The 24966-nt window shown below is 42.1% G+C and carries 24 protein-coding genes and 1 tRNA gene; 5 read left to right on the top strand and 20 right to left on the bottom strand.

Translation table 11 applies throughout. The features are described from left to right. Positions 1-17 precede the first annotated feature (17 nt). The 11 genes from AAGC65_RS11895 to hemA all read right to left on the bottom strand — a co-directional run bounded on the left by AAGC65_RS11895 (position 18) and on the right by hemA (position 11145). On the bottom strand, positions 18-761 hold the full coding sequence (locus AAGC65_RS11895; protein WP_343112671.1) for a hypothetical protein: 744 nt from the start codon (positions 759-761) through the stop codon (positions 18-20). Next, a complete protein-coding gene (locus tag AAGC65_RS11900) occupies positions 751-1320 on the bottom strand; it encodes a sigma-70 family RNA polymerase sigma factor (protein WP_343112693.1) in 570 nt (189 codons plus the stop codon). Before AAGC65_RS11900 ends, AAGC65_RS11895 begins: the two co-directional genes overlap by 11 nt. 224 nt (positions 1321-1544) lie before the next feature. After that, positions 1545-2078 (bottom strand): CopD family protein, encoded by a 534-nt coding sequence (locus AAGC65_RS11905; protein ID WP_343112694.1) that lies wholly within the window; start codon positions 2076-2078, stop codon positions 1545-1547. A 113-nt stretch (positions 2079-2191) separates the two neighbouring features. Further along, on the bottom strand, positions 2192-3217 hold the full coding sequence (hemE, locus tag AAGC65_RS11910) for a uroporphyrinogen decarboxylase (RefSeq protein WP_343112672.1): 1026 nt from the start codon (positions 3215-3217) through the stop codon (positions 2192-2194). A 103-nt stretch (positions 3218-3320) separates the two neighbouring features. Next, positions 3321-3842: a hypothetical protein gene (locus tag AAGC65_RS11915; protein WP_343112673.1), complete on the bottom strand. Its 522-nt coding sequence runs from the start codon at positions 3840-3842 to the stop codon at positions 3321-3323. Next, positions 3842-4549, bottom strand: a complete 708-nt coding sequence (locus AAGC65_RS11920) for a response regulator transcription factor (protein ID WP_343112674.1) — start codon at positions 4547-4549, stop codon at positions 3842-3844. The genes AAGC65_RS11915 and AAGC65_RS11920 overlap by 1 nt, the downstream gene beginning before the upstream one ends. Before the next feature lie 19 nt (positions 4550-4568). Then, positions 4569-5438: a HAMP domain-containing sensor histidine kinase gene (locus AAGC65_RS11925; RefSeq protein WP_343112675.1), complete on the bottom strand. Its 870-nt coding sequence runs from the start codon at positions 5436-5438 to the stop codon at positions 4569-4571. A gap of 99 nt (positions 5439-5537) precedes the next feature. Further along, a complete protein-coding gene (hemL, locus tag AAGC65_RS11930) occupies positions 5538-6911 on the bottom strand; it encodes a glutamate-1-semialdehyde 2,1-aminomutase (RefSeq protein ID WP_343112676.1) in 1374 nt (457 codons plus the stop codon). A 79-nt stretch (positions 6912-6990) separates the two neighbouring features. Further along, complete coding sequence (gene hemB, locus AAGC65_RS11935) at positions 6991-7962, bottom strand: porphobilinogen synthase (RefSeq protein WP_343112677.1); 972 nt, start codon at positions 7960-7962, stop codon at positions 6991-6993. A 132-nt stretch (positions 7963-8094) separates the two neighbouring features. Further along, complete coding sequence (gene hemC, locus AAGC65_RS11940) at positions 8095-9669, bottom strand: hydroxymethylbilane synthase (protein ID WP_343112678.1); 1575 nt, start codon at positions 9667-9669, stop codon at positions 8095-8097. Between the two features lie 246 nt (positions 9670-9915). Then, positions 9916-11145, bottom strand: coding sequence for a glutamyl-tRNA reductase (hemA, locus tag AAGC65_RS11945; protein ID WP_343112679.1), 1230 nt, complete (start codon positions 11143-11145; stop codon positions 9916-9918). Between the two features lie 177 nt (positions 11146-11322). Between hemA and AAGC65_RS11950 the strand changes: the two genes are divergently transcribed. From AAGC65_RS11950 to AAGC65_RS11970, 5 genes are all read left to right on the top strand, one after another. Continuing rightward, positions 11323-11697, top strand: coding sequence for a MauE/DoxX family redox-associated membrane protein (locus AAGC65_RS11950; protein WP_343112680.1), 375 nt, complete (start codon positions 11323-11325; stop codon positions 11695-11697). A 24-nt stretch (positions 11698-11721) separates the two neighbouring features. Further along, positions 11722-13248 (top strand): bifunctional GNAT family N-acetyltransferase/carbon-nitrogen hydrolase family protein, encoded by a 1527-nt coding sequence (locus tag AAGC65_RS11955; protein ID WP_343112681.1) that lies wholly within the window; start codon positions 11722-11724, stop codon positions 13246-13248. Between the two features lie 50 nt (positions 13249-13298). Next, the gene (locus tag AAGC65_RS11960; RefSeq protein WP_343112682.1) at positions 13299-14135 is read left to right on the top strand and encodes a helix-turn-helix domain-containing protein; all 837 of its coding nucleotides are present in this window, start codon (positions 13299-13301) and stop codon (positions 14133-14135) included. A 90-nt stretch (positions 14136-14225) separates the two neighbouring features. Next, positions 14226-15314: a medium chain dehydrogenase/reductase family protein gene (locus tag AAGC65_RS11965; protein WP_343112683.1), complete on the top strand. Its 1089-nt coding sequence runs from the start codon at positions 14226-14228 to the stop codon at positions 15312-15314. Between the two features lie 51 nt (positions 15315-15365). Next, on the top strand, positions 15366-16196 hold the full coding sequence (locus AAGC65_RS11970) for an alpha/beta fold hydrolase (RefSeq protein ID WP_343112684.1): 831 nt from the start codon (positions 15366-15368) through the stop codon (positions 16194-16196). A gap of 96 nt (positions 16197-16292) precedes the next feature. Here the strand turns inward: AAGC65_RS11970 and AAGC65_RS11975 are convergent, their stop codons facing one another. From AAGC65_RS11975 to AAGC65_RS12015, 9 genes are all read right to left on the bottom strand, one after another. After that, positions 16293-18266, bottom strand: a complete 1974-nt coding sequence (locus AAGC65_RS11975; protein ID WP_343112685.1) for a M1 family metallopeptidase — start codon at positions 18264-18266, stop codon at positions 16293-16295. Positions 18267-18430: 164 nt separating this feature from the next. Next, positions 18431-18934, bottom strand: coding sequence for an SMI1/KNR4 family protein (locus AAGC65_RS11980; protein WP_343112686.1), 504 nt, complete (start codon positions 18932-18934; stop codon positions 18431-18433). A 12-nt stretch (positions 18935-18946) separates the two neighbouring features. Continuing rightward, positions 18947-19297, bottom strand: coding sequence for a Spx/MgsR family RNA polymerase-binding regulatory protein (locus AAGC65_RS11985; RefSeq protein WP_343112687.1), 351 nt, complete (start codon positions 19295-19297; stop codon positions 18947-18949). Between the two features lie 84 nt (positions 19298-19381). Further along, positions 19382-21829: an outer membrane beta-barrel protein gene (locus AAGC65_RS11990; protein ID WP_343112688.1), complete on the bottom strand. Its 2448-nt coding sequence runs from the start codon at positions 21827-21829 to the stop codon at positions 19382-19384. A 107-nt stretch (positions 21830-21936) separates the two neighbouring features. After that, positions 21937-22497 (bottom strand): aminoacyl-tRNA hydrolase, encoded by a 561-nt coding sequence (gene pth, locus AAGC65_RS11995; RefSeq protein WP_343112689.1) that lies wholly within the window; start codon positions 22495-22497, stop codon positions 21937-21939. A gap of 73 nt (positions 22498-22570) precedes the next feature. Then, positions 22571-22921, bottom strand: a complete 351-nt coding sequence (locus AAGC65_RS12000; RefSeq protein ID WP_343112690.1) for a four helix bundle protein — start codon at positions 22919-22921, stop codon at positions 22571-22573. A 142-nt stretch (positions 22922-23063) separates the two neighbouring features. Beyond that, positions 23064-23648 carry a 50S ribosomal protein L25/general stress protein Ctc gene (locus AAGC65_RS12005; protein WP_343112691.1) on the bottom strand — a complete coding sequence of 195 codons (585 nt, stop codon included), beginning with the start codon at positions 23646-23648 and terminating at the stop codon, positions 23064-23066. Between the two features lie 132 nt (positions 23649-23780). After that, complete coding sequence (locus tag AAGC65_RS12010) at positions 23781-24725, bottom strand: ribose-phosphate pyrophosphokinase (RefSeq protein ID WP_343112692.1); 945 nt, start codon at positions 24723-24725, stop codon at positions 23781-23783. Positions 24726-24878: 153 nt separating this feature from the next. Continuing rightward, positions 24879-24949: transfer RNA gene (locus AAGC65_RS12015), tRNA-Gln, on the bottom strand. Positions 24950-24966: the final 17 nt, after the last annotated feature.

A 24966-nucleotide genomic window follows, 5' to 3' on the forward strand; every position in this document is an offset into this window, starting at 1 on the left:
AGGGGAGTAAATATAATTTATTTTTCTTTTTTCACTTTAATAATGCCCAGGTTAAGGCCGGTAATGGTGGCATCGTCCTCGTCGGTATTGGAAAACTCAATGAACTTATCCTTCCGCTTGTCAACCGCTGCTATCATTACATTAAATACATCGCCCAGGCTGCGTATCCGGTGCTTTTTAACCGGCTTTGATTTTGATTTGCCCTGCGGTTGTTGCTGGTTGTTTTCACGGGTCAGCAAATTATTAACCGGTACCATTACTTCTACTTTATTAGTTGCTACAGCTTCGTCCTTAGTACCCAAACTTGCCAAAGCCAACTCAGGCTCATTTGGTTGCCTTTTAACAATAGTATCCAATATATTGGGTTTATAAACCGGCTTTCTGTTATTCACCTTATTTTTTATCCCAGCCAAACTGTTAACTGCTGCTATAACTGCCTTTGCCTGCTTTTTGTTTTGCGGATGAGCTACTCCTGCTACCGAGGGCAGTTTAACAATGGGCACTGCTTTTACCCGAATTTCGTTCTTAGCTATCTTAACAGGATCGGTATGGTTCACTTTGACCATTTTAGGTATAAACAATAAGCCCCCTGTAAACAGCAACAATATACTTGCGGCAATGCTTAAAAGAGGCAATATTGATCTTTTACGTTTATCGGCATCCAGTTTATCAGCAATCCTGCCCCACACCTGTGCAGACGGTTCTACCTCTAAACCATCAAGTGATGATTGAAACAGATTGTCGAGGTCCTTATCCTGCATATCCATAACTTTTACCCTCCATTTTTGCAATTTGTTCTTTTAATATACTGCGAGCCCTTGAGAGCTGCGATTTGGATGCACCCTCGCTAATACCTGTCATAGCCGCGATCTCTTTATGTGAGTAACCTTCTATAGCGTATAAATTAAATACAATACGGTAACCTGGCGACAGCTGTTGTATCAAGCCAAGCAACACCCGTGCATCGAGGTTGGCAATAGCTACCTGATCAACCGATGGTTCATGAGCAGTTTCATCTGTGCTTACCACTTGCAGCATTTTATGATGCTTGCGGTAATACTCAATAGAACTATGTACCATGATGCGCCGTATCCAGCCTTCAAATGATCCCTCCCCGCGATAGTCTGCTATTTTTTGAAACACTTTGATAAAACCGTTCTGCAGCATATCCTCGGCCTCCACCTTGTCAATCGCATAACGCGTGCAAACGCCCAGCATCTTGGCCGCGAATTGCTTGTACAGCAACCCCTGCGCTTTGCGTTCGCCGCCCTTACAGCGATCTATCAATTGTTGAATGGTAAACTTTGGTTCCAAAAACATCATTTATAACAGTAAGATGTTATAGCTGTGTAAATGGTTGCATGATGGGAAAAATATTTTTAGGACGGGAAGTTACAGATATGAAGGGTTATAAAAGATGAGGTTTTGGTAAAAACAGATGCTTACCCAACGTCATGCCGAATTTATTTCGGCATCTCACATGCAGATGCTTCCTGGCTATCAGTCCTGAGGGATGCTGAAACAAGTTCAGCATGACGTTCCTTTTACTTTTTCTCCCGGTATCGCTTGTATATTTTTACAGCTATCATGAGGATAACAGCGAGGGATACCAGGCCTACAACGCCAAATATCCAGTTGAGGGCGCTTTTTAGTACCACCAGGAAAACTATGGCGAACAGTAACACGGTGGCCAGCTCATTCCATAGGCGCAACTGGGTTGATGTCCATTTGAATACGCCGCCTGCCATTTGTTTTATTTTGTTCTGGCATATATGATGGTATATGCCAAGTCCTACCACAAATGTAAGCTTAAGGTGCATCCAACCAAAGTGAAGCCACGCGGGCTGCAATATCAGCATGGTTATACCTGCTGCTACCGTAAGCAATATGGAGGGCACGGTGATAATATACCACAGCTTCTTCTCCATCACCTCAAACTGTTTTGATAATATACTGCGATCAGGCTCGGGCTTGTCCTGCGCTTCGGTATGGTAAATAAACAGGCGCACAATGTAAAACAGCCCAGCCATCCAGCAGACTACAAAGATGATATGTATGGCTTTTACGTATTCGTACATGATGCCCGGTGTTATATATGTCATTGCGAGGTACGAAGCAATCGCGAACATTGCATATCGCTCTGTACAGTTCGCGATTGCCACGCTTCGCTCGCAATGACATTTTCTATTATTTAGTTTCTGTACTCTTTAATCACTTCAACCGCGTATTTCACGTTATCAAAAGGGATGTCTGGCATAATGCCGTGCCCCAGGTTAAAGATGAAGCCCTGCTCATCCTTCATCCTGTCGAACAGGCGGTATATGCGGTCTTTAATTACTTTTTTATCGGCATATAAAATATGCGGATCAAGGTTCCCCTGTACGGCAATGCCTGCAGGTAAACGTTTTTTAATATCCAGCAGGTCAACGTTCCAGTCAATCGAAATCACATCCGGTTTGGCCTCGGCCATTAATGGCGCGAATACCGAACTGCCTTTACAGAAAGATATCACCGGGATATCCTTACGGTTTAGCTTGCTAATGATCTGCTGAATGTAATAGTGACTAAATTCTTTATAATCATCCCATGCCAGGGCTTGTGCCCAGCTGTCAAATATTTGAACAGCATTTACACCGGCTGCTATCTGCATGTTCAGGTAATCGGCTGTAACAGTAGCAATTTTTGATAACAGCTGATGAGCCAATTCAGGCTCGTTGTGCAGCATCAACTTAGTCAATTTAAAATCTTTGGTCGATCCGCCTTCTACCAGGTAGCTCATTACCGTAAACGGCGCGCCGGCAAAACCAATCAGCGGGATACGACCGTTCAGGCGTTGTTGTATTACTTTGATGGCATCAGCTACATATTGCAGCTTATCTGTAACATCTGTTTGCAGGTTATCAATATCGGCTTGTGTACGTACAGGGTTGGCAAATTTAGGGCCTACGCCATTGGTAAAGCTCAGATCGCCGCCCATAGCCTCGCCGGTAACCAATATATCCGAAAACAGGATGGCACCGTCTATACCCAACAAATCAACCGGCAGCATGGTAACATCAGCAGCCAGTTCCGGTGTTTTGCACATCTCCAGAAATGAATACTTGTTTTTGATATCCCAATATTCTTTCATGAACCTACCAGCCTGGCGCATCATCCATACCGGTGGGCGTTCTGTTTTTTCGGAAAAAGCTGCTTTTATTAATAATGAATCTCTCATAGTATTTTGAGAATCAAGAGTCAAGAATCAAGAAATAAGATTTTTTATCTAAGCAAGTAGCTTTTTTATCTTATCTCATAGTTCTTATCTCTTGACTCTATTGTTAGTGTTTTTTCAATTCCTGATGAAGGCGGTTGATCACATCCTTCATTTTGGCGGTCATTATATCCGCGTGTTTTTCGGTTAGTTGTAGATAGGCTTTGGCCTTATCATAATTACCAAACCTGATATTAATGTTAGCCACAGTTACCAATGCCGCCACGTGGTCATTAACCGAGTGCAGCGGATATTGGGCTGCCAGTTCGTAATGTTTTTCGGCAGCTTCAAAATCCTGTTTCTGGATGCATACACCGCCGTATATATATTCATAAAAACCGCGCCTTTTTTTACTTAGCCACTGCGGATTGCTGATCTCCTTTAAAGAAGCCTCCGTTTTTTCATAATTTTTATCGTGAAAGTATTTGGCTGCCACAACCAATGTGCCCTGCTTAAAGTAATCCCAAATCAACAGCAACAACATCATAACAGCTACTACTGCCAGCTCATAAATGTGCAGGTAAAGCAGTATAGCCAATGATGCCAGGAAAAGAAATGCTATAAATACGCGTACCTTATTACTGAACATTAATGCTGATTATCGGTAAACTTATAGCCCACACCGCGGATAGAGTGAAAATAAACCGGGTTTTTAGGGTCTGGTTCAAAATACTTACGGAAGGTTAGGATAAAGTTATCAATGGTACGGGTTGAAGGGTATACATCGTAGTTCCAAACCGTTTCCAATATCTGCTCGCGCGACACGGCATCATTTCTGCGCTCAATAAGCAGTTTAAGCAGCATGGTTTCTTTTTTGGTAAGCGGGGTTATAGAACCATCGGCATTTACCAGCTCAAAAGAGTTAAAGTGGATAGCTTTGTCGCCAATTTTGTAGCTGTTAAACTCTTTCAGGTCTTCACCTTTCAGACTGCGTTTGATCAGGTTATTAACCCGCAGTATTAACTCTTCTAGGTTAAATGGTTTGGTCAGGTAATCATCAGCCCCTTTTTTAAGACCTGCTATTTTGTCCTCATTCGTGTTTTTAGCGGTTAAAAACATAATAGGCACCTCAGTATTTTCAAGCCTGATGGTTTCGGCTACAACAAAGCCATCAATCTCGGGCATCATTACATCTAATATTACCAGGTTAAAACGCTCTTCCTTAAATAATTGCAAAGCTTTTTTACCATTTTTAGCTGTAGATACCTTATATCCCTCCAGTTCGAGGTTAAGTTTGATAGCTTCCAACAAATGTTCTTCGTCTTCAGCTAATAAAATCCTTTTCTTATTTTGCATATTACTTTTTAATTTAGGTTTATCCAAATACTACTTCAAAAACACTGCCTTCGGGGCGGTTATCCCTTACCCTGATGCTGGCATGGTGTTTATCAAGTACTTCCTTTACAATGTAAAGGCCCAGGCCGGTACCCTTGGTATTGCGGGTATCTTCGCTGCCTACACGGTAAAATTTATCGAAAATACGTGTTTTTTCATTATCGGCTATACCAATACCCTGGTCGGCCACTTCCAGGTACACTTTATCATCTTTTGAAAATAATTTAACACCCACCGCCGAACATGGATTTGAGTACTTAACCGCGTTTTCGATAAGGTTTGTCACTACCGATGTTAAAGCAAACTTATCGCCTGTGATCTCAATTTTAGGCTCGATCTCTGCATCAATGATCTGCTGGTTACAATCGCACTTGGTGATCTGCAAACGGTTAACAATACTATCAACCAGTACCGACATGTTAAAGGTAGCTTTAGGGAACGTATAAGAGCGGTTGTCAATTTTTGATGCCAGCAGCATATTTTCTACCATATCATCCAAACGTTCTACATCAAGCAACGATTTACCTACAAAATCAAGTAACTGCTCTTTAGTAAGATCACGCTTTTGAATGGTTTGCAGCAATATTTTGATAGATGCCAGCGGCGATTTGAGCTCATGAGTTACCGAAAGCAGAAAATTCCTTTTCTGCTCCTGTAGTTTGCGCTCCTTGTTGATAGAAGCATGCAAGCTGTAGGCTCCAACTACAAATATCATGATGAACATAGCGCCTTCGCCCAGGATCATCCCGATACGCTCGGGCTGCAATTTCATCAACATATAACCCCACCAAACCAACTCTGATATGGCATATATGATGAGGGCATAAAAAATAATAAATGGCTTTTTCATTGTTTTATCAATTTCAATATTGGCATCGGGTAGTTAGTATCAAGTATCACGATTTTAACAAACGCAAAGGCCTTGATACTTGATACTAACTACTTGATACTATTGCTTAGTGCTAAACACCAGGTCAAGACTATCAAATATAGCACGTTTTGCCTTTTCCAGATCAATTTTACTGTGGGCCGATGATATAAAGCCAACCTCATAACCCGATGGGCCCAAATAAATGCCCCTGTTGATCAATTCGCGATGGAATTTTTTAAATTTTTCCATGCTTGATGCATCAATATCTTCGGCTGTACGAATATACTCTTTATCTGTAAAAGCAAACCAGAATATAGAGCCTACGCCAAACACTTTAAATTTATAGTTACGCGCTGTGGCAAAGCGCTGTACCGCATCCCTGAACTCTTCTGTTTTGTTATTCAGGTCGCGGTAAAAACCCATTTTTAACAGTTCGCTCAGTTGGGCAATGCCGGCTGCCATAGCTACCGGGTTGCCCGATAAGGTTCCGGCTTGATAAACGCCACCATCAGGAGATATGTTACTCATGATCTCGGCCGATGAACCGTAAGCACCAACCGGTAAACCACCGCCTATGATCTTGCCATAAGTAATGATATCCGGCTTAATACCGTAGTAACCTGATGCGCCCTCGAAACCAATGCGGAAACCTGATATTACCTCATCAAATATAAGTAGGGTACCGTTCTGGGTACAAATTTCGCGCAGGAATTGCAGGTATTCCTTTTCCTGCAACAATAAGCCGTTATTGGCTGGTATAGGCTCAATAATAATGGCGGCTATCTGGTCTTTAAACTCTGCAAAAGCTTTTGTTAATGCATCTTTATCATTTAACGATACTACAATAGTTTCATCAGCAAAAGCTTTAGGAACACCAGCAGATGAAGTTTCGCCAAAAGTTACCAGGCCTGAGCCGGCTTTAACCAACAGGGCATCTGTATGCCCGTGATAGCAACCCTCAAACTTTAATATCTTATCGCGTTTGGTATAGCCCCTGGCCAGCCTCAGGGCCGACATAACTGCTTCGGTACCAGAGCTCACAAAACGCAGCTTTTCAATAAATTTATTATTCTTAAGGATAAGTTCGGCCAGTTCGTTCTCCAAAGCGGTTGGTGCTCCGAACGACATGCCGTTTTGCATTACCTCGATAACCTTTTCCCTTACTTTGGCATTGTTATGACCCAAAATAAGCGGGCCCCATGAACAGCAAAAATCAATAAATTCGTTACCATCAGCATCCCATATATGGCTGCCATCACCTTTTTGAATAAACAATGGTGTGCCATAAACCGACTTGAAAGCCCTTACCGGAGAGTTTACCCCACCCGGGAAATACGTTTTTGCCTTGGCATACAATTCGGCAGATTTTTCCCTGCTGATGTCAGGCTTACCCGTTGTATTTAACGGCTCGTTAGCCTCTCCCGAAAACATTTTTTTTAATGAATCTAACATTTTTATAAGTCAAAAATCAAAATTCAAAAGTCAAAAATTCAGTATTTGTTTTGAATTTTTACTTTTGAATTTTGACTTATTAAAGCCATTTATTTTCCAGCACCTCTTTGGCGTGGTAAGTTAATATTGCTGTTGCACCGGCTCTGCGAATGCTGGTTAACACCTCGGTAATGGCGCGCTGTTCGTTGAGCCATCCTTTTTGAATGGCCGCCTTGATCATGGCATATTCACCGCTCACGTTGTAGGCTGCAACCGGCAATTCGGTATTATCCTTAATCAGTTTTATAATATCCAGGTAAGGCAATGCCGGTTTTACCATTAAAAAGTCGGCACCTTCCAGTTCATCCAAATTAGCCTCAATCAGTGCCTCGCGCTGGTTGGCCGGGTTCATCTGGTATGTTTTTTTATCGCCAAATTTAGGAGCCGAATTTAAGGCATCCCTGAAGGGGCCATAAAAAGCACTGGCATACTTAGCCGAGTATGACATGATAGAAACGTTTGTAAAGCCGTTTTCGTCCAGCACATTACGAATATAGCCAACACGGCCGTCCATCATGTCTGATGGGGCTATGATGTCGGCACCGCATTGCGCGTGGGCCAGGGCCATTTTGCCTAATACTTCCAGTGTTTCGTCATTCAGGATCACACCATCTTTTACAATGCCGTCATGCCCATCGCTGCTGTAAGGGTCCATAGCCACATCGGTAATAACACAAGCCTCCGGAAAGTTCTTTTTAACCTCACGGATAGCACGCAGATACAAACTGTCATCGCGGTGGCTTTCAGTAGCCATTTCGTCTTTCAGTGAATCCTCGATATTGGGGAAAAGATCAAACGAATTTAAACCAAGTTTTAAGCAGCTCTCAATTTCGCGCAGCAGATTATCAATCGAGTACCGGTAAATACCCGGCATTGAGGCAACTTCCGTTTTCTGGAATGTACCATCAACAATAAACAACGGAAATATCAGATTAGCAGCACTAACATGTGTTTCCTGCACCATTTGGCGTATTACTTCACTTTTCCGGTTTCTACGTGGTCTTTGTAACATAATGTTGGTCGATAGTCCATGGTCAATAGTCCATGGTTTTTATCATATAAAGCCCATGCTCGATAGTACATGGTTATCGTCGTTAATAAATTTTAAAGTCTATGGACTATCGACCATCGACTATGGGCTTCCCTAAAGCCCAAACACAGCCTCGGCCAGCCCAACTTCGTCTGGCGAGTAAGGCAGGGTATATTTTACACCCATTTCATCAAATTTCTTGCCGGTTGATTTGCCTATGGCCACTACTTTTTGGTATGGGTCAAGCAGGTTATCAACAAAGTAAGCCTCTACGTTTGATGGGCTGGTAAATACCAGTACATCGGCGCCGCTGGCTTCTACATCTTCCTCCAGTACGGTTTCATATACCGGCAGATCAATGATCTTAGTATCTGCTGATAGACCTTGCTGAATGCTCCTCATCGGGCTCTCTGCGCCCGGGAACAGCACAATACTGCCATTCGCTATTTTAGCAAAGTCCTCGGCTACCTCGGCTGTATCGGTACTTTCACCCACAAAACTGGTAAAATGACCTTTACGACGCAGCATCTCTTCAGAACCGCTGCCCATTACCCCAAATTTTACCTTTTTAGGGAATTGCGGATTGAGCTGAAAAAAGTATTCAACCGCGTTTTTACTGGAGAAAAACACCCAGTCAATATTTTTTAATATATAGGAGTCGAGTTTGGTAATTACCGGAACGGTACGGATAAGAGAGCGTGCTTCTATCTGAATGTTCCTGTTTTCCATCGACTTTTTGAAGTAGCTTTGATCAGAAAGTTCGCGGGAGATGAACACTTTTGAAGGTAGTTTTCGATCCTTAGCAAACTTAGCCACCACCTTTTCGGCAAGGCCTTCTGTAGTTGCCGATTCTATAAATAACCTGTCAGGAAACTCGTCGCCTTCATCGGCTTTGGAGGTAAACACCTGGAACATGCCCTCATCACGACGGCAGTAGCAGCCTAATGGTAAATGGCAGCCTCCTCCAAACATTTTCAATATGGTCCTTTCCACAGCAAGCTCTTCGGCCACATCAGGGTGGTGCAGGGCCTGCAAAATTTCAAAAACATCATGATTGGTTTCGCGGATCTGGATAGCCAGTGCCCCCTGTGCAGGAGCGGGTATCAATTCAGCAGGGGTTAATTCCTCCACATGAAATTCGCTCAGGTCTAAACCTAAACGGGTTACGCCAGCTTTGGCCAGCATAATGGCATCATATTTTTCATCACGTAGCTTACCGATACGGGTAGGTACGTTGCCGCGAAGATCTTCTATCTCCAGATCAGGACGGTAGGCCAGCAACTGTGCCTTGCGCCTGTTTGATGAGGTGCCAACAATAGCACCGTATTTTACCGAAAGCTTTTGATGCACATCAACACAGTCTTTCAAGATCAACAACAGTTCAGCCGGATCTTCCCGTTCTGAAACTGCTGCGATGATGAGTCCCGGAGGGTTTTCAGTTGGCAGATCCTTATGTGAGTGTACCGCTATATCTATAGTACCTGCCAATAATTCTTCTTCTAATTCCTTTGTGAAAAAACCTTTTCCTTCTAACTTATCAAAGCTCAGGTTTAGTATCCGGTCGCCCTGGGTTTTTATAATTTTTAACTCGGCAGTTACATTAATTGCAGCAAGGCTGTCTTTTACAAAATTAGCTTGCCATAGCGCCAATTCGCTGCCACGGGTTCCTATTATCAGTGTTCTGTCCAAAAGAATGAATGTTTTTACAGGTGCAAATTTAGTTTTTTATGGGTATGATAAGGTACAAGATTTTCACCAATTATTTCTAATTGCAACAAAATGACCGTTATGTGGGGTTGAGGAGTGGATTCAGAAGAATTTAAGAGCGACAGAGTAATAGCAATTGCTATTACGTAAGCTGAAAGCTTACATAATGGGTTCACCACGAGTTACGTTACGCTAAACTCGCGGCAGATATTCAAAAAAAGATATTACTTAGTTCTCGTTAATCAATATATCCTTAGCCATGATCATGGGCACACTGATATATTTTTTCTCCATGTAGTTGATCACCTTTTCCAGTATCTCGCGAGATTGCTCATCCAATCCCTGCACCTCATCGGCAAAAACAGAGTTAATGGCGGTATTGCGGATCTCTTTAATTTTTTCAGGTACCTGGCGCATAGCCACTTCAATACGGCGTTGTTTTAACTGGGTTAAAAACTCGGCAATATTTTGATCAATAATAGCTTCGGCATGTACCAGTTCCTGGTAGCGCTCCTGCAGGTTACGTTTGGCAACCTCATTAAGTGAATGTACTTCGATAAAATTAACCGGGAACTGCTCCAATACTTCGGGAGCGGTGTCATTTGGAATAGCCAGATCCACAATGGTTTTGCGGCTGGTTTCGCCGTTAAGAAGCGATTGGTATATGTCGGTAGTGATAATAGGCTCAACTGCCGATGTACAGGTAATGATCACATCAAAACCTTTATTGTATGTTTTTAAAGCTTCCAGGTCATAAGCTTCACCTTTCAAATCAGCAGCCAACTGCTCGGCTTTAGCTATAGTACGGTTAAAAACCGCAAAATTGGTAAACTTATGTTTTTGAAGATATTTGGAAATATTACGGTTGGTTTCGCCAGCGCCAATGATCAGTACCCGGGCATCGGTTGCACACAGATTAAGATCCCTGAGTTTTCGATACGCTAATGACACTACCGAAATTGGATTTTTTGAAATATTAGTATGGGTATATACTTCTTTGGCTGTTTTTACCACACTGTTCATCACCATGCGTAAACCATCACCAGTGAGACCGGCTTCGCGGCAATGCTCATAGGCTTTACGCAACTGGGCCAATATTTCTTTTTCGCCAACTATTAAACTTTCTAATGAGCAAGAGGTACGTAACAGGTGTACCATAGCATCCTGATCTTCATAAATAGATACACTATTCATAAAAGTATCTAAATGCTCGCCGTGCAATTCGGTATGGAATGCTTCTATAAACTTCCTTGCAAAATCTTTATCAACTACCTGTGGGGTGGTCATAACAAATTCAACACGGTTACATGTAGCCAGATAAAATATCTCCGGTATCCCAAATTGAGTTTTAACTTGTTGAAGCTTATCTGACAGATTTTCATGGCAAACAACCAATCTACCCAATTCCTTCAGTTCAATCTGTTTGTGTGTAAAAGCAATAACCTTTAAATACTTCAAAGCAGTTTTAAATTTGACCCAACAAAAATATCACTATAAATGACATCCTATGTCAATACTTTGTCATACAGGCGTATTTAGAATGGTTATAAATAGGGATGATATTACGGAAAATGACCTTTAAACCATATTTAAACTGCACAAAACAATAACTAACAAAATATTGTATACTATACAATGCGTTTTTTAAAAAACACAAGTCTTATTGTTTTAATAACCGGATATGCTTTGGCTGGCATCAACCATTTTATTAATCCGGCATCCTATTATCGCATTATCCCAGCTTACTTGCCTTATCCTATAGCATTAAATATACTTGCCGGAATATTTGAAATATTGTTTGCCTTATTATTGATATCATCCCAAACACGCGATTGGGCTATTTATGGTATTATACTTATGCTCATTGCTTTTTTACCGGTACACATCAGCATGATAGCCGATGCTCCTTTAAAATTAGGTAACTTCATGGTAACACCACGCATAGCCTGGCTGCGTTTAGCTTTACAACCTGTGCTGATGCGTTGGGTTTGGTGGCACCATAAACCTTAACAATAAATATTACATCATTAAAATATGGATCTGCAAAGTGTTGAAATGCGTAACCTGGAAGTCCAGGATTACCAGGAACTAAAAAAATCAATGAAATCGGCCTATATGGATATGGACGAGGACTATTGGGATGCCAACTCGATCAAAAAACTCATTAAGCTTTTTCCGGAGGGGCAGATCTGTATTACCGTTAATGATACTGTAGTAGGTTGCGCCCTGGCTATTATTGTTGACTATCAAAAATATGGCGACAACCACACCTACAAGCAAATTACCGGCGACAGCACCTTTAAAACCCATAATGACAAAGGTGACGTTTTATACGGTATTGATATTTTTATACACCCTAACTACCGGGGCCTGCGCCTGGCCCGCCGCCTTTACGAAGCCCGTAAGGCCCTTTGTGAAAAGCTGAACCTGAAAAGTATCATAGCCGGCGGCCGCATACCTAATTACCAGAAATACCAGAACGATCTTACGCCACGACAATATATAGACAAGGTAAAATATAAGGAGATATACGACCCAACCCTATCTTTTCAGCTGGCTAATGATTTTCACGTGCGCAAAGTGCTGCGTAACTATTTACCTGAAGATAGCCGGTCAAAAGGTTTTGCTACGCTGATTGAGTGGAACAATGTTTATTACGAAGAGGTATCATCCGTAATTAATCACAAAACAGTAGTACGCATTGGCCTGGTACAATGGCAGATGCGTACCTATAATAACATTAGCGAACTGATGAAGCATGCCGAGTACTTTGTTGACGCGGTGAGCGATTACCAGTCAGATTTTATCTTATTCCCCGAGCTGTTTAATACACCGCTCATGGCCGATTATAACCACCTGGATACTGCCAAAGCCATGCGCGAGCTGGCCAAGTACACTCAGCCCATTATTGAAGAGTTTTCAAAACTGGCGGTATCATACAACGTAAATATAATAGCGGGCAGCATGCCTACTATTTTTGAAGATTCATTATATAATGTATCATACTTGTTTAAGCGCAACGGCAGCATGGAGGAGGTTTATAAGATACACCCTACCCCATCCGAGATCAGCTCCTGGGGTATTCGTGGTGGCGATGAGCTACGGGTGTTTGAAACCGATGCCGGTAAAATCGGCATCCTGATCTGCTATGATGTAGAGTTCCCGGAACTATCGCGCATACTGGCCAGCCAGGATATGCAGATATTATTTGTCCCCTTTTTAACTGATACGCAGAACGGTTATAACCGGGTTAAATTTTGTGCCCAGGCCCGCGCTGTGGAAAACGAATGCTATGTGGCTATTGCAGGCTGTGTAGGTAATTTGCCCAATGTTAATAACATGGGTATCAGCTATGCACAGTCGGCAGTATTTACTCCTTCAGACTTTGGTTTTCCGACCAACGGTATCCAGTCAGAAGCTACACCCAACTCCGAAATGATCGTGATTGCCGATGTTGACCTTTCCTTGCTCGACGAACTGCATGAATATGGCAGCGTACAAAACCTGAAAGACCGCCGTACCGATCTTTATAATATTACTTTTAACGGGAAGAAGGTGTAGTGGGATTTATTTACCTTTGTTTTTAGTACTTATCAGCTTCAAACATGGTAATGATCATGAATCTTCAGGGATCTTTCAGAGCAGAGAAATACCAGCTTAGCAAGATTGATAACAATCTATCGCCAGCGAGACGGGATTTTTTCAAGATTTGGCTCGTAGAAAATTCCGGAACACTGGAATATGGCAATTGCGCTGTTCGTATTGATAGTCATGCTTTGATATTCCTGCATCCTCTTATTGCATATCGTTTTATTCCATCAGTAGAAAACCGCGCAGGCTATTGGTGTATTTTTACAGCAGAATTTATTAATCATTTTACAGGATCTTCTACATTACATGACTCACCTGTATTTGATGCTAATAATCCTTTGATTTGTTTTCCTGAAGGTGAGCAACTGACAACCATGCGCTTTCTTTTTGACCAGATTATTACTGAGTTTGCATCGGACTATCTTTATAAAAATGAAAATATTAAGAGCCTTATCAACTTACTGATCCATAAGGGCCAAAAATTACAGACAGTTGCCGCTCCGCGGGCACAACAAAATGCATCAACGCGATTGGTTACCTTATTTTTTAATCTGCTGGAAAAACAATATCCGATAACCACTCCAAAAGCTCCTTTGCAGATGCATAAACCTGCAGAATTTGCCAGCGCGCTTGCCGTACATACCAATCATCTCAATGCAGTTATTCAGGAGGTGACCGGCAAATCAACCAGCCACCATATTTCTGAACGGATGATCTCAGAAAGCAAAGCACTTTTAAAATATTCAGATTGGCCGGTTGCCGACATCGCGTTTAGTTTGGGTTTCGATTACCCCAATCATTTTACTGCGTTCTTTAAGAAACACACCGGGCAAACGCCCCTGGCATTTCGGAAGTAATTCTTTGAATTTGGTATTTTTAGCTTTGAATCGCGCTCACTGACCTCCCCCGATCGTGGCGATCTTTGTTTTAACATAAATTATTTGAATATGGAAAAGCAAATGAAAGCCTGGCGTCTGGAAAAACTGGGAGGCAAACTCGAACTAAAAGAAGCACCCGTTCCGCAAGTGCGTGCAGGCAGCGTGCTGGTCAGGGTTTCAGTTTCCTCGATAGTACCCTACCTGAAAGCTTATAGAGACGGAAAACTCGCGGTTTATAATCCGCCTCCGCAGGAGTTTACCATAGGTAGTAATGCCATTGGCTATGTTGAAGAAGTTGGACAAGATGTGTGGCACCTCAAACCTGGCCAGCGTGTAGCTCTCTCTTCTCAAATTATTGCCCGTGATAATGTAAAAAGTCCTATGACCATACTATTAGGTATTACTAAAAACGGCGATGCTGCCTTATCCGCGCAGTTAGATTGGACCAATGGTACACTTGCTACGTATGTTTTGGCTCCAGTAGAATCCCTTACGCCTTTAGATGGCCTTGAAAAGTATACCGATGCTCAGCTTTCAGCCGTCACAAAGTTTGCCGTTCCTTACGGTGGATTATTGAAAGGACAGCTGGCGGCAGGTGAAACGTTGGTTATCAACGGCGCTACGGGCTCTTTTGGAACCTGCGCTGTGTTTTTAACGGTAGCAATGGGTGCTGCTAAAATCGTGATCACCGGTCGTGATCAATCAGCATTAGCAAAAGTAGCTGCCAAAGCCGGAAACCGGGTGATTCCCGTGGTTCTGAAAGGAAACGTTCAGGATGATGCACAGTCTATTCGTGAGGCAGCCGGAGGAGGTATTGATATGGCGTTTGACATGGTTGGTAATGCTCAAGACCCAAATTCAACATTAGCTGCACTGCTTAGTCTCATGCCCGGCGGTCGTTTAGTGATCATGGGCAGCATGGCCGTTGATCTGCCAATCCCTTATACATATATGATGATCAATAGCCTGTCTATTCTCGGAAATTTTATGTATCCTAAAGATGCTATTCGCAAAATGCTGGAACTTATTAAAAGCAGTCAGCTGCCTATTGATGTCATAGAACCTAAAATATTTAAGATGGAACAACTGGAGGAGGCTATGGATGCGGCTGAGGCAGCAGGTAACCTTCAAAATGTAATGATCAACTGTCAATCATAATGTGACAAGCATCTGTTGAACCAAACAACAAAAAGCTGTACTTTTCGCTCTATGATCCGTAAAGATAATTATACCCTACCCGGCGCTAAAGGCCGGCCCATGCTAATTGATGTAACGTATGACGACGCGCTTAAAAACGCCCCATTGATCATATTTGCGCATGGCTTTAAAGGGTTTAAGGACTGGGGTACGCACCATTTGGTAGCTAATTATTTTGCACAGCACGGTTTCAGATACCTGAAGTTTAATTTTTCGCATAATGGTACCACACCTGATAGTCCACTTGATTTTGCGGACCTTACCGCTTTTAGCGATAATACTTTTTCTATCGAGCTGGAAGATCTGGATACCATTATTGATTTTGCCTGCAGTGGTTCGGGCATGGCGATGGCCAATGGCGTGTTTTTAATAGGGCATAGCATGGGCGGCGGTATCAGCATCATCAAAGCAGCTGAAGATAGTCGTATTAAAAAACTGGTGACTATGGCCTCTATCTCTGGTTTCCGCAACCTGTGGCCAAAACAAAGCGAGGTACAATGGCGCTTACAAGGCATTATTTATATGCACAATTCTCGCACTAACCAGCAAATGCCCATTAAATCAAGCCTGCTTGATGATTTAGACAATAATCCGCTACGCCTGAATATACCGCTAATGGCGGCTGCCGTAAAACAACCCTGGCTGCTAACTCACGGCGATGCTGACCCTACCGTACCCATAGCTCACGCACAAGAGCTTAATGAGGCTCAGCCCAATGCCAGGTTTATAATTTTCCCCGGTGCCGATCATACCTTCAGTGGATCGCACCCTTATGCAGGTGATACACTACCAGCTTCGTTAAAGGAATTTTGTGATAAGGCGATAGCGTTTTTACGGGAATAAAGCGCAGGCGACTCATCCGCTCTGCAACTCACAATAGCGTATTTTGATAACATCATTATTAAACAAAAAACCCGGCATTCACCGGGTTCTTTTGTTTTAGTTTTTCCAAACGTTATTATCGGGGTTATAATCGGGCAATACTTTATCGGGATCATAGGTAACCGATTCAATTTCTTCAGTTGATGGGTACTTAAATGTCCACGAGCTGTAGCGCTCCCAAATTTCAACCGGTAATTTGATCCTGTCGGTTTTACCGCTTTTTGTTTTTACTTCCAATATAACAGGCATGGCCATTTTGCCCAGGTTATCCAGGGTGATCAGCGCGCCTTTTGAAGCATCACCATCCACATAGGTTACATTGCTAACGGCAACATCCAGGCGCCAGTCGTTCATAAACCAGCCTCTCCAGAACCATTGTAAGCTTTCGCCTGATGCGTTTTCTATGGTGCGGAAAAAGTCGTCAGGCGTAGGATGTTTAAATGCCCATCTTTTAATATACGTTTTGAACGCGAAATCAAAACGCTCAGGGCCTAATATCTGCTCGCGCAGCAATACTAAGCCGGCACTTGGTTTTGAGTACAATAAAGTTCCGGTATTTTTTTCTTTAAGGTTATTAGGCTGGCTCATTACCGGTTCCAGATCGGGCCTGGTAAAAAAGGCTCCGGTGCTGTGCATATCAATAGCCTTATTGTTTTTATACTCTCCGTTATTGAAATTAGCGGTTGAAAGCGTATTGATAAATGTATTAAAACCTTCGTCCATCCAACCGTATAAACGCTCATTTGAGCCAACGATCATCGGGAACCAGGTGTGGCCAAATTCATGGTCATTTACACCCCATAATTTTTCTCTTTGCGATTTATATCCACAGAAAACAATACCAGGGTACTCCATGCCTCCCACTATACCGGCTACGGCAGTTGCTGCCGGATAAGGAAACTCAAACCATTTTTCTGAGTTATACTCAATTGATTTTTTTACGTACTCAGTTGAGCGTCCCCAAGCGCTATTACCATCACTCTCTACCGGATAAGCTGATATAGCCATTGATTTTTTACCGCTTGGCAGATCCATTTTGGCAGCATCAACAATAAACGCGGCCGATGATGCCCATGAAGCATCGCGGGCATTCTTTATTTTGAAGTGCCAGGTGAGTTCGGTTTTACCGGCTGGGCGCGATTTTGGATCTTTAACCTCCGATGCTGTTCGGATCATTACTGTTTTTTCACTTTGAGCGGCTTCGGCCCAGCGTTTTTGCTGTTCAGGGGTATATACGTCCTGAGGGTTCAGTAACTCGCCCGATGCTACTACGATATGATTAGCCGGAGCGGTGATGCTCAGGTCAAAATCGCCGTACTCCAGGTAAAACTCACCCGGACCGGTGTATGGAATGGTATTCCAGCCCATTACATCATCATATACACACATGCGTGGATACCATTGGGCTATGGTGTAAACTTTGCCGTTTTTGGTTTCCAGATAGCCCATCCTGTCCGACCCGTAATTTGGTGGAATAAATGAGTACTCGATTTTTAATTTCACCTGCCCGCCATTGGCTGTCACCTCTTTAGGTAAAAACACTTGCATGCGGGTATCATTGATCAGGAATTTGGCATCGGTAAATTCGCCTTTCAGATCCGCGTATTTTACTGACTTTATTTTGTAGCCCGCGTCAAACGCTTCGCCGCGCCCCCAGTTACGACTGCCTGAAGGCGGCACAATGGCTGTACCGCGAGAATCGAGCTTGAAAAGATTTTGCTCCAGGTTCATCCATAAAAAACCCAGGTTTTGAGGACTATTATTGGTATAAGTTAAAACTTCTGATCCGGTAATTTCATTGGTTTGGTCGTTCAGTTTTGCAGCCAGTTGATAATCGGCCCGGTTTTGCCAGTATTTTGGGCCCGGTTCGCCGCTTGCCGCACGGTATTCTGCTCCATTTTTAGTGTAAAACAAAGGGCCAAAAGTTTCATGGTAGTTGTAGTCGGAGCCTTGGGTTATTTGTTGTGCTTCACTCACACCTATGGCCAACATAAAGGCCATGCCGAAACCGGCCATCAGTTTTAAATTCATTTTCAGTTGTAGTTTGTATAATATATAAGGCAATTATACTACAAAAAACGCTCCTGAATGTTCTTGGTAAAACGATTGTTACGGGAATATTAATTATTGAATCAATCTCTTTAATATCTATGTTTCAAGTCGATTTAAATAGATTACGGTTTGTCAAAGTATATTTACGACACGTTTTTCATAAATTCAAGCACCTCTCTAAAGTAGCTTATTAAATCAGCAGATAAATTGACTCCTGGAATCCAATTTGCAAATTTCCAATATCTCCACGCTGATTCCTTTACCATTGGGGGAATGAGTAAGAAATATTGTTCTTGATTTATCCCGGCAATCAATATACTACGGGCTAAGTCGATACTCTCTTCTAATTTCGCCTCATTCCATACTTCAACCAAAAAAGGATCGATATTTTCTAAAAAATCTATTTTATCAACCGATTCAAATCCGGGTTCAACATCGTTTGGAGCAGAAAACCCATTCGCAATTAAAAGAAACTCTTTATAGTCATCAGGTAGTGTTACACCCAACCTTTGTTCGGCAAAATTAATTTCCTCAACTGAAGCAGGCGAATTACCCAACCATTTATTTTTGATCTGTTCTTCAGTTAGCAGGTTCCACCTATCTTTAGGAATGGCTAACCTTGATATCTCTTTAAGAAGCTCTTTCATAGATAGGAGCTTTTATTTCTTTAAAAAATGATCGGCATAAACTTTTTCATCAAAACCAAAAAACAAGAAATCCCCATCCTCAATAACTGGTCTTTTGATCATGCTTGTTTTTTGCTGTAACAGGGCAAGTGCATCGTCGGCTGTTTTAACACTTTCTTTAACCTGTGGGTCAAGTTGTTTCCAGGTGAGGCCTTGTTTATTCATAAACTTTTCGTAACCGGCCTTGCCTTGCCACTCCTGCAGCTTTTCGGTGCTCACGCCCAGCTTTTTAAAATCCTGAAAATTATAATCAACCTTGTTTTCTTTTAACCAATCAAGGGCTTTTTTAACTGTATTGCAGTTGGTAATTCCGTAAACCTTCATGCCGCTAATTTATCAATGAACTGTTTAAACTTGGTTGTTATCCGGTAAAATAATTAAACTACTACGGCAATCTTTGGTCAATAATTAATTATTGCTTCCTCCGCTACTTTTACCGCTTTTCGCGTCATCATTATTGATACTGCGCTGGCTCTTTTTAATATCTCCGTTCAGCTTACCAAACTTATAGTTAAGCCTGATGGCAAAATGGCGGTACGGGTTATCGGTACTGGTACTTTGAATAAAATCTGATGTGCGAGATGAATTGGTATAAGCCCTGTACTTACTATATGGGTTGTTGGCCACCAAGGTTACTGTAAACTTCTTATTGAACAGATCTTTTGCTACACTGTATGAGTTATATATAAAATTGCTTGTTTTCCCCTGTAAGTTAACATCGCCACTAAAGAAACCGGCATTGTAGCCAAACCTGTAGGTATCGCCTAGTTTGTAGGTAAAACTTGCAAACGCGTTGCCTATGTATCCGTCATTTTTGTAGAACGCGTTATTATAAGTACCTTTTAACCAAATGTGCGAAATTTGCCCGTTTAAACTCAAAGTAAGCGGTTTGATGATAGAAAAATTCGTATTGATATTGAACCCCAAAGTTCGGTTACTTCCCAAATTTTGGAAAGTGGTATAAGTTACCGTATCGCGCAAACTGCTTATAGTTTGAATAGAATTGTTAGAGAATGCGTAACTCAAACCCACGGTAACCGATGCCTTTTTGAAATTGCTGTAGGTAAGTTCAAAGGTATTATTCAGCTCGGGGCGCAGATCTGGGTTACCTGTATTGATAAATTTAGGATTTGAACGATCAATAAACGGATTAAGCTGGTATATACCCGGGCGCTGTATACGCTGGGTAAAACCTAAATTAATGCTGCTGCTTTTTAAGCTGCGCTGTATGGATATAGATGGGATCAGGTTATTGTATCCCCTATCAAGCGGTGTACCCATAAAATCGGCTCTGATCTGGGTATGCTCAATACGTAAGCCGCCTTTGGCTGTCCAGCCGGTTAATTTTATCTGGTACGAGTTATAAAAGCTGGTAACATCCTGGTGGTAATCAAAAGTACTGGTCTGGCCCTCATTAGTTACATATTGGTTAGTAACCGGATCAAGATCATCACGTCCAAAATCGCTGAAGTTATTACGCAGGATAGCCTTTGCGCCTGCCTCAATGTTTATTTTTTTTAGCGGGTATACGTAATCAAGCTGAATGGTATGCTCCCGGTTACCCGCATTATTGCGCTGCCTGAAATCGGGATTATCCGTAGCATCATAATTAAAACGATCGGTAAAACCATTGGTGTTGGTCTGGTCGCTTGGCGAGTAGCTGTATTTGTACGACATGGTAAGCAACTCATCTTTATGATTTTTAAAGCTACGCTGGTAATTGATAGAAACGTCGGCACCTTTATCCTTACTATTGTTAGTTACTACATTGTGGTACGACTGATCAAGTATTCCCACGCTGTTAGTCCGGTTTGATAGCAGCTGACCATTCTGATCAAAATGCCCCTGAAAAATCTCAAACGAACCGGTAAGCAAATCCAGACTGTCAATCTCATAACTTAATTCGGCATTGGCATATTTGTATTTGCCGCCAAAGGTATTGGTACCGTTCTGGTTTAATATGCTTGATAACGTTTTATCGACGAACTGGGTTTGCATATTATGCGTTACTGCCGTTACATCTTTCTGAGTACCAAAACCGGCATAGCCCGATAAACCGAATTTTCCCTGTTTTACCGTGGCATTCAGGTTGTAGCCTGGCCCCCAAACCGTATTGTAACGCACGTTTACACTACCGTTATATCCCTGATCGGCATTTTTCTTGGTGATGATGTTGATGATACCGGTAAGACCTTCAGCATCATACTTGGCAGGCGGAGTGGTAATTACTTCAATTTTTTCAATATTAGTGGCTGGCATGGCTTTCAACACATCCGACGGATTTTTAGCCACCAGCGCCGACTCTTTCCCGTTAATCAATATTTTATAGTTACCGCTACCTTTGAGCCTTATTTTATCGTCGCCATCAACTGATAAAAGCGGCACTTTACGCATCATATCCAAAGCAGATATGGCTTTACTTTCCGGGTCGGCTGTTACATCATAGCTAAGGCGGTCAACCTCCTGTTTCATTACCGGCTTTACCGCGGTTATAGTTACTTCTTTTAATTCTTTATTGGAAGTGGAGAGTAAAATTTTACCGGCATCGTATTCATTTCCGGTGGGTTTTATAGGTAAAACTTTGGTAGCATACCCTATAAAGGCAATAACCAGTTGGTATGTTTTGCCCTGGGGGGCTTTGAGTTCAAAAGTTCCGTTGTCTTTAGCGAGGCTGCTTTTTACAGGTGCATGGGTAGTAGCATCCTGAAGGGCTACAGTAACGTACCCGATTGGTTTATTTTGGGCCGAGTCGATCACCGTCCCCCTGACCGTAATGGCAGGAGGCGCATTTTGTGTTTGGGCATAGCCAAACGCTGAAAGACAACAGCATAGCAGGATCAGTAAGAATTGTTTCATAAGGTATTTGGTGGATAAGACGCATCAAGATACGGCACTGTTGCACCGGCAGGAAATTATTTAACACTTTTTAACTAAACTGTTAGTTTATGTGAAATTTGTGTTACCTATTTATTATAGCGGGTCATGGTGAGTTCGGTACCAATGGTAGTAAAGCTTTTGATCATCTCGATAGAACGGTCGATCAGAGCGGGGAGCTCTGGCTTTTCATCATCATCAAAGCCGCTCAATACATAATCAACCTGGCGGCCTTTGGGGTAATTATCGCCAACACCAAAACGCAGGCGGGCATAGTTGTTATGACCAAGAGTTGCTTCAATATGTTTTAATCCGTTATGGCCTGCGGCGCTGCCTTTGGGTTTTAAGCGCAGGGTACCCAGCGGCAGGGCAATATCATCAACCAAAACCAACACATTTTCAACAGGAATTTTTAGCTCCTGCATCCAGTGGTTTAAAGCTTTGCCACTTAGGTTCATATAAGTAGTTGGCTTAATCAGATGCAAACCGCGACCTTTAAATGATACCTCGGTATAGTAGGCCAGGCGCATATTATGAAACTTCGCCGCTTCTTGTTTGGCCAATTCATCCAATATCATAAACCCGATATTATGCCTGGTATCCGCATATTCCGGACCTATATTTCCTAAACCTACTATTAGATATTTCATGTTGAGGAGCAAAGATAAAAGGAACAAGGAGAAAAGATATATGGATCAAAGATTTTTTGATAACCATACATTATTAGGCGATAGTATTGGAAAATGCCTTTATTTGTTTTTGAAGTGCCTGAACCCGAACAAGTAATTTTTGATAATTAACATCTGTAGCCAAATCACATTGCTCCGCAATGATCAGTTGTGTTTCTAGCTCAAATGCAGAACCCAAACTCATGGACAAGAAGTGACCGAAATCTTTTTCCGATTTTCTTGCTGAGCCCTCAGCGATATTAGAAGGTATGGAAACCGCGGCTCTATATAATTGACTTGAAATACCAAATCTATGTTCAGTAGAAAATTTCTGCGTAAGCAGATAAATATCCTTTGTCAATTCTACCGAATCAATCCAAATTCTCAGTTGTCTAAAATTATGCATTAATACATTAATAAAATACTTTCAAGATATGGTATTTATTGGTAAAAAATCCAAAGTCCTTGATCTTTGATCCAAAAATCTTTTGTCAAAAAAAAGCGCGCCGGACAAATGTCCGGCGCGCTTTTTTTCAAATCAGGTGGGCTTATTTTTTGCCTGAAGCAGCTTCCTGCTCAGCCTGACGTAATGCACGTGAAGTAGTTACAGATACGATAGTATCTTCCTGGGCATTGGTAATAGTAAGGTTAGCGATTTTAATTTCGCCTACTTTTACTGATTTACCAACTTCCAAAGCTTCAATACTTACTTCAATAGCATCTAAATGATCTTTAGGTAATGCTTTGATACGCAGTTTCCTTAGTTTTTGAACTAATTTACCACCCACTTTAACACCTGGAGAAGTTCCGGTTAATTTTACCGGGATCTCGATAGTGATCGGCTTTTTCTCGTCTAACAATAAAAAGTCGATGTGGATGATTTGTTCAGTTAAAGGGTGAAACTGAATATCTTTAATAATAGCTTGTGATTTAACACCAGCAACATCAAGATCGATGAAATGAACAACCGGAGTGTAAACTACGGCTCTCAAATCAGCTGCGGACACTGCAAAGTGGGTTTGAGTTGGCCCACCGTAAAGCACTGCAGGCACCAGACCCTGGTAACGCAGTTCTTTAGCGTCTCTTTTCCCTACGTTCTCTCTTGGAGAACCGCTAATAGCAATTGATTTCATTTGTTTGTTTTTATTTATTATTCTTATAGTCCATGGTCGATAGTCAATAGACCATGAATTTCTTTATTAATATGAATATAATAGAGCCATTACTTACTATGGACTATCGACCATAGACTATTGACCCCTTACTCAATCTATCTTAAACAACTGGCTTATTGAGCCATGTTCATTTACATTGCCTATAGCTTTTGCAAACAGTTCGGCAGTTGATAATACCTTTATTTTAGAACTCTCTTGTTTTAAAGGTATAGTATCCGTAACTATCAGCTCGGCCAGGGCAGAGTTTTCAATAGTTTCGTAAGCCTTGCCTGATAAAACCGGGTGCGTACAAACCGCGCGTACACTGCGCGCGCCACGCTCCATAATTAATCCGGCTGCTTTAGCCAAAGTTCCTGCCGTATCGCATATATCATCAATCAGAACAATATCCTGATCGGTAACGTCACCAATTAGCGTCATAGCTTCAATTTCATTGGCACGTTTACGGCGTTTATCGCATATCACCACTTCGGCATTAAAAAACTTGGCGAAGCTGCGTGCCCTGTACGAACCACCCATATCCGGCGAAGCGATGGTTAAATTCTCCAGGCCCAGGCTTTTGATATAAGGCACAAAAATGATAGAAGCATCTAAGTGGTCAACCGGGATATCAAAAAAGCCCTGGATTTGCGCTGCGTGCAGATCCATAGTCATGATGCGGTTAATCCCTGCTGCTACCAATAAATTAGCTACCAGCTTTGCACTAATGGCCACACGGGGTTTATCTTTCCTATCCTGACGGGCCAATCCAAAATACGGGATAACGGCACTTACATAGTGTGATGATGCACGGCGTGCGGCATCAATCATCATCAGCAATTCCATCAGGTTATCAGTAGGTTGATGTGTACTTTGAATCAGGAACACATCGCATCCTCTTACAGATTCATTAAAGTGCGGCTGAAACTCGCCATCACTAAAACGGGAGAGCACTACATCACCCAGGTCGCGGCCATAAGCATCAGCAATTTTTTTAGCGAGCTCCTTAGAGCCTGATCCTGCAAATAACTTAACGGGATTAAATTGTAATGGCATTTTCTAATTCGGATTTCTGACGTTGACTTCGGATGTTTTTAAGACCCTAAAGCTGATCTTTTATTTATAAACCCCTATAAACAAGTTTCGGATTTCAATTTTCCATCAGATCTAAATCCGAAATTGAAAATACGAAATCCGAAATTTTTCTTGTTGCCCGACCAGGATTCGAACCTAGACAAACGGTACCAAAAACCGTCGTACTACCATTATACTATCAGGCAATCTCCTTTGGTTTGTT

Origin of the sequence: Mucilaginibacter sp. (genome assembly GCF_039207105.1) — a bacterium.
Lineage (GTDB): Bacteria > Bacteroidota > Bacteroidia > Sphingobacteriales > Sphingobacteriaceae > Mucilaginibacter.

Coding starts and splice junctions, on each gene's coding strand:
- AAGC65_RS11920 (WP_343112674.1), bottom strand. CDS start 4,549: ATGCAAAATAAGAAAAGGATTTTATTAGCTGAAGACGAAGAACATTTG.
- AAGC65_RS11965 (WP_343112683.1), top strand. CDS start 14,226: ATGGAAAAGCAAATGAAAGCCTGGCGTCTGGAAAAACTGGGAGGCAAA.
- AAGC65_RS11970 (WP_343112684.1), top strand. CDS start 15,366: ATGATCCGTAAAGATAATTATACCCTACCCGGCGCTAAAGGCCGGCCC.
- AAGC65_RS12000 (WP_343112690.1), bottom strand. CDS start 22,921: ATGCATAATTTTAGACAACTGAGAATTTGGATTGATTCGGTAGAATTG.
- AAGC65_RS12005 (WP_343112691.1), bottom strand. CDS start 23,648: ATGAAATCAATTGCTATTAGCGGTTCTCCAAGAGAGAACGTAGGGAAA.
- AAGC65_RS11990 (WP_343112688.1), bottom strand. CDS start 21,829: ATGAAACAATTCTTACTGATCCTGCTATGCTGTTGTCTTTCAGCGTTT.
- AAGC65_RS11985 (WP_343112687.1), bottom strand. CDS start 19,297: ATGAAGGTTTACGGAATTACCAACTGCAATACAGTTAAAAAAGCCCTT.
- hemE (WP_343112672.1), bottom strand. CDS start 3,217: ATGAGAGATTCATTATTAATAAAAGCAGCTTTTTCCGAAAAAACAGAA.
- AAGC65_RS11980 (WP_343112686.1), bottom strand. CDS start 18,934: ATGAAAGAGCTTCTTAAAGAGATATCAAGGTTAGCCATTCCTAAAGAT.
- AAGC65_RS11895 (WP_343112671.1), bottom strand. CDS start 761: ATGCAGGATAAGGACCTCGACAATCTGTTTCAATCATCACTTGATGGT.
- AAGC65_RS11950 (WP_343112680.1), top strand. CDS start 11,323: ATGCGTTTTTTAAAAAACACAAGTCTTATTGTTTTAATAACCGGATAT.
- AAGC65_RS11925 (WP_343112675.1), bottom strand. CDS start 5,438: ATGAAAAAGCCATTTATTATTTTTTATGCCCTCATCATATATGCCATA.
- pth (WP_343112689.1), bottom strand. CDS start 22,497: ATGAAATATCTAATAGTAGGTTTAGGAAATATAGGTCCGGAATATGCG.
- AAGC65_RS11955 (WP_343112681.1), top strand. CDS start 11,722: ATGGATCTGCAAAGTGTTGAAATGCGTAACCTGGAAGTCCAGGATTAC.
- AAGC65_RS11905 (WP_343112694.1), bottom strand. CDS start 2,078: ATGTACGAATACGTAAAAGCCATACATATCATCTTTGTAGTCTGCTGG.
- hemL (WP_343112676.1), bottom strand. CDS start 6,911: ATGTTAGATTCATTAAAAAAAATGTTTTCGGGAGAGGCTAACGAGCCG.
- AAGC65_RS11915 (WP_343112673.1), bottom strand. CDS start 3,842: ATGTTCAGTAATAAGGTACGCGTATTTATAGCATTTCTTTTCCTGGCA.
- AAGC65_RS12010 (WP_343112692.1), bottom strand. CDS start 24,725: ATGCCATTACAATTTAATCCCGTTAAGTTATTTGCAGGATCAGGCTCT.
- AAGC65_RS11960 (WP_343112682.1), top strand. CDS start 13,299: ATGATCATGAATCTTCAGGGATCTTTCAGAGCAGAGAAATACCAGCTT.
- AAGC65_RS11900 (WP_343112693.1), bottom strand. CDS start 1,320: ATGTTTTTGGAACCAAAGTTTACCATTCAACAATTGATAGATCGCTGT.
- AAGC65_RS11975 (WP_343112685.1), bottom strand. CDS start 18,266: ATGAATTTAAAACTGATGGCCGGTTTCGGCATGGCCTTTATGTTGGCC.
- hemB (WP_343112677.1), bottom strand. CDS start 7,962: ATGTTACAAAGACCACGTAGAAACCGGAAAAGTGAAGTAATACGCCAA.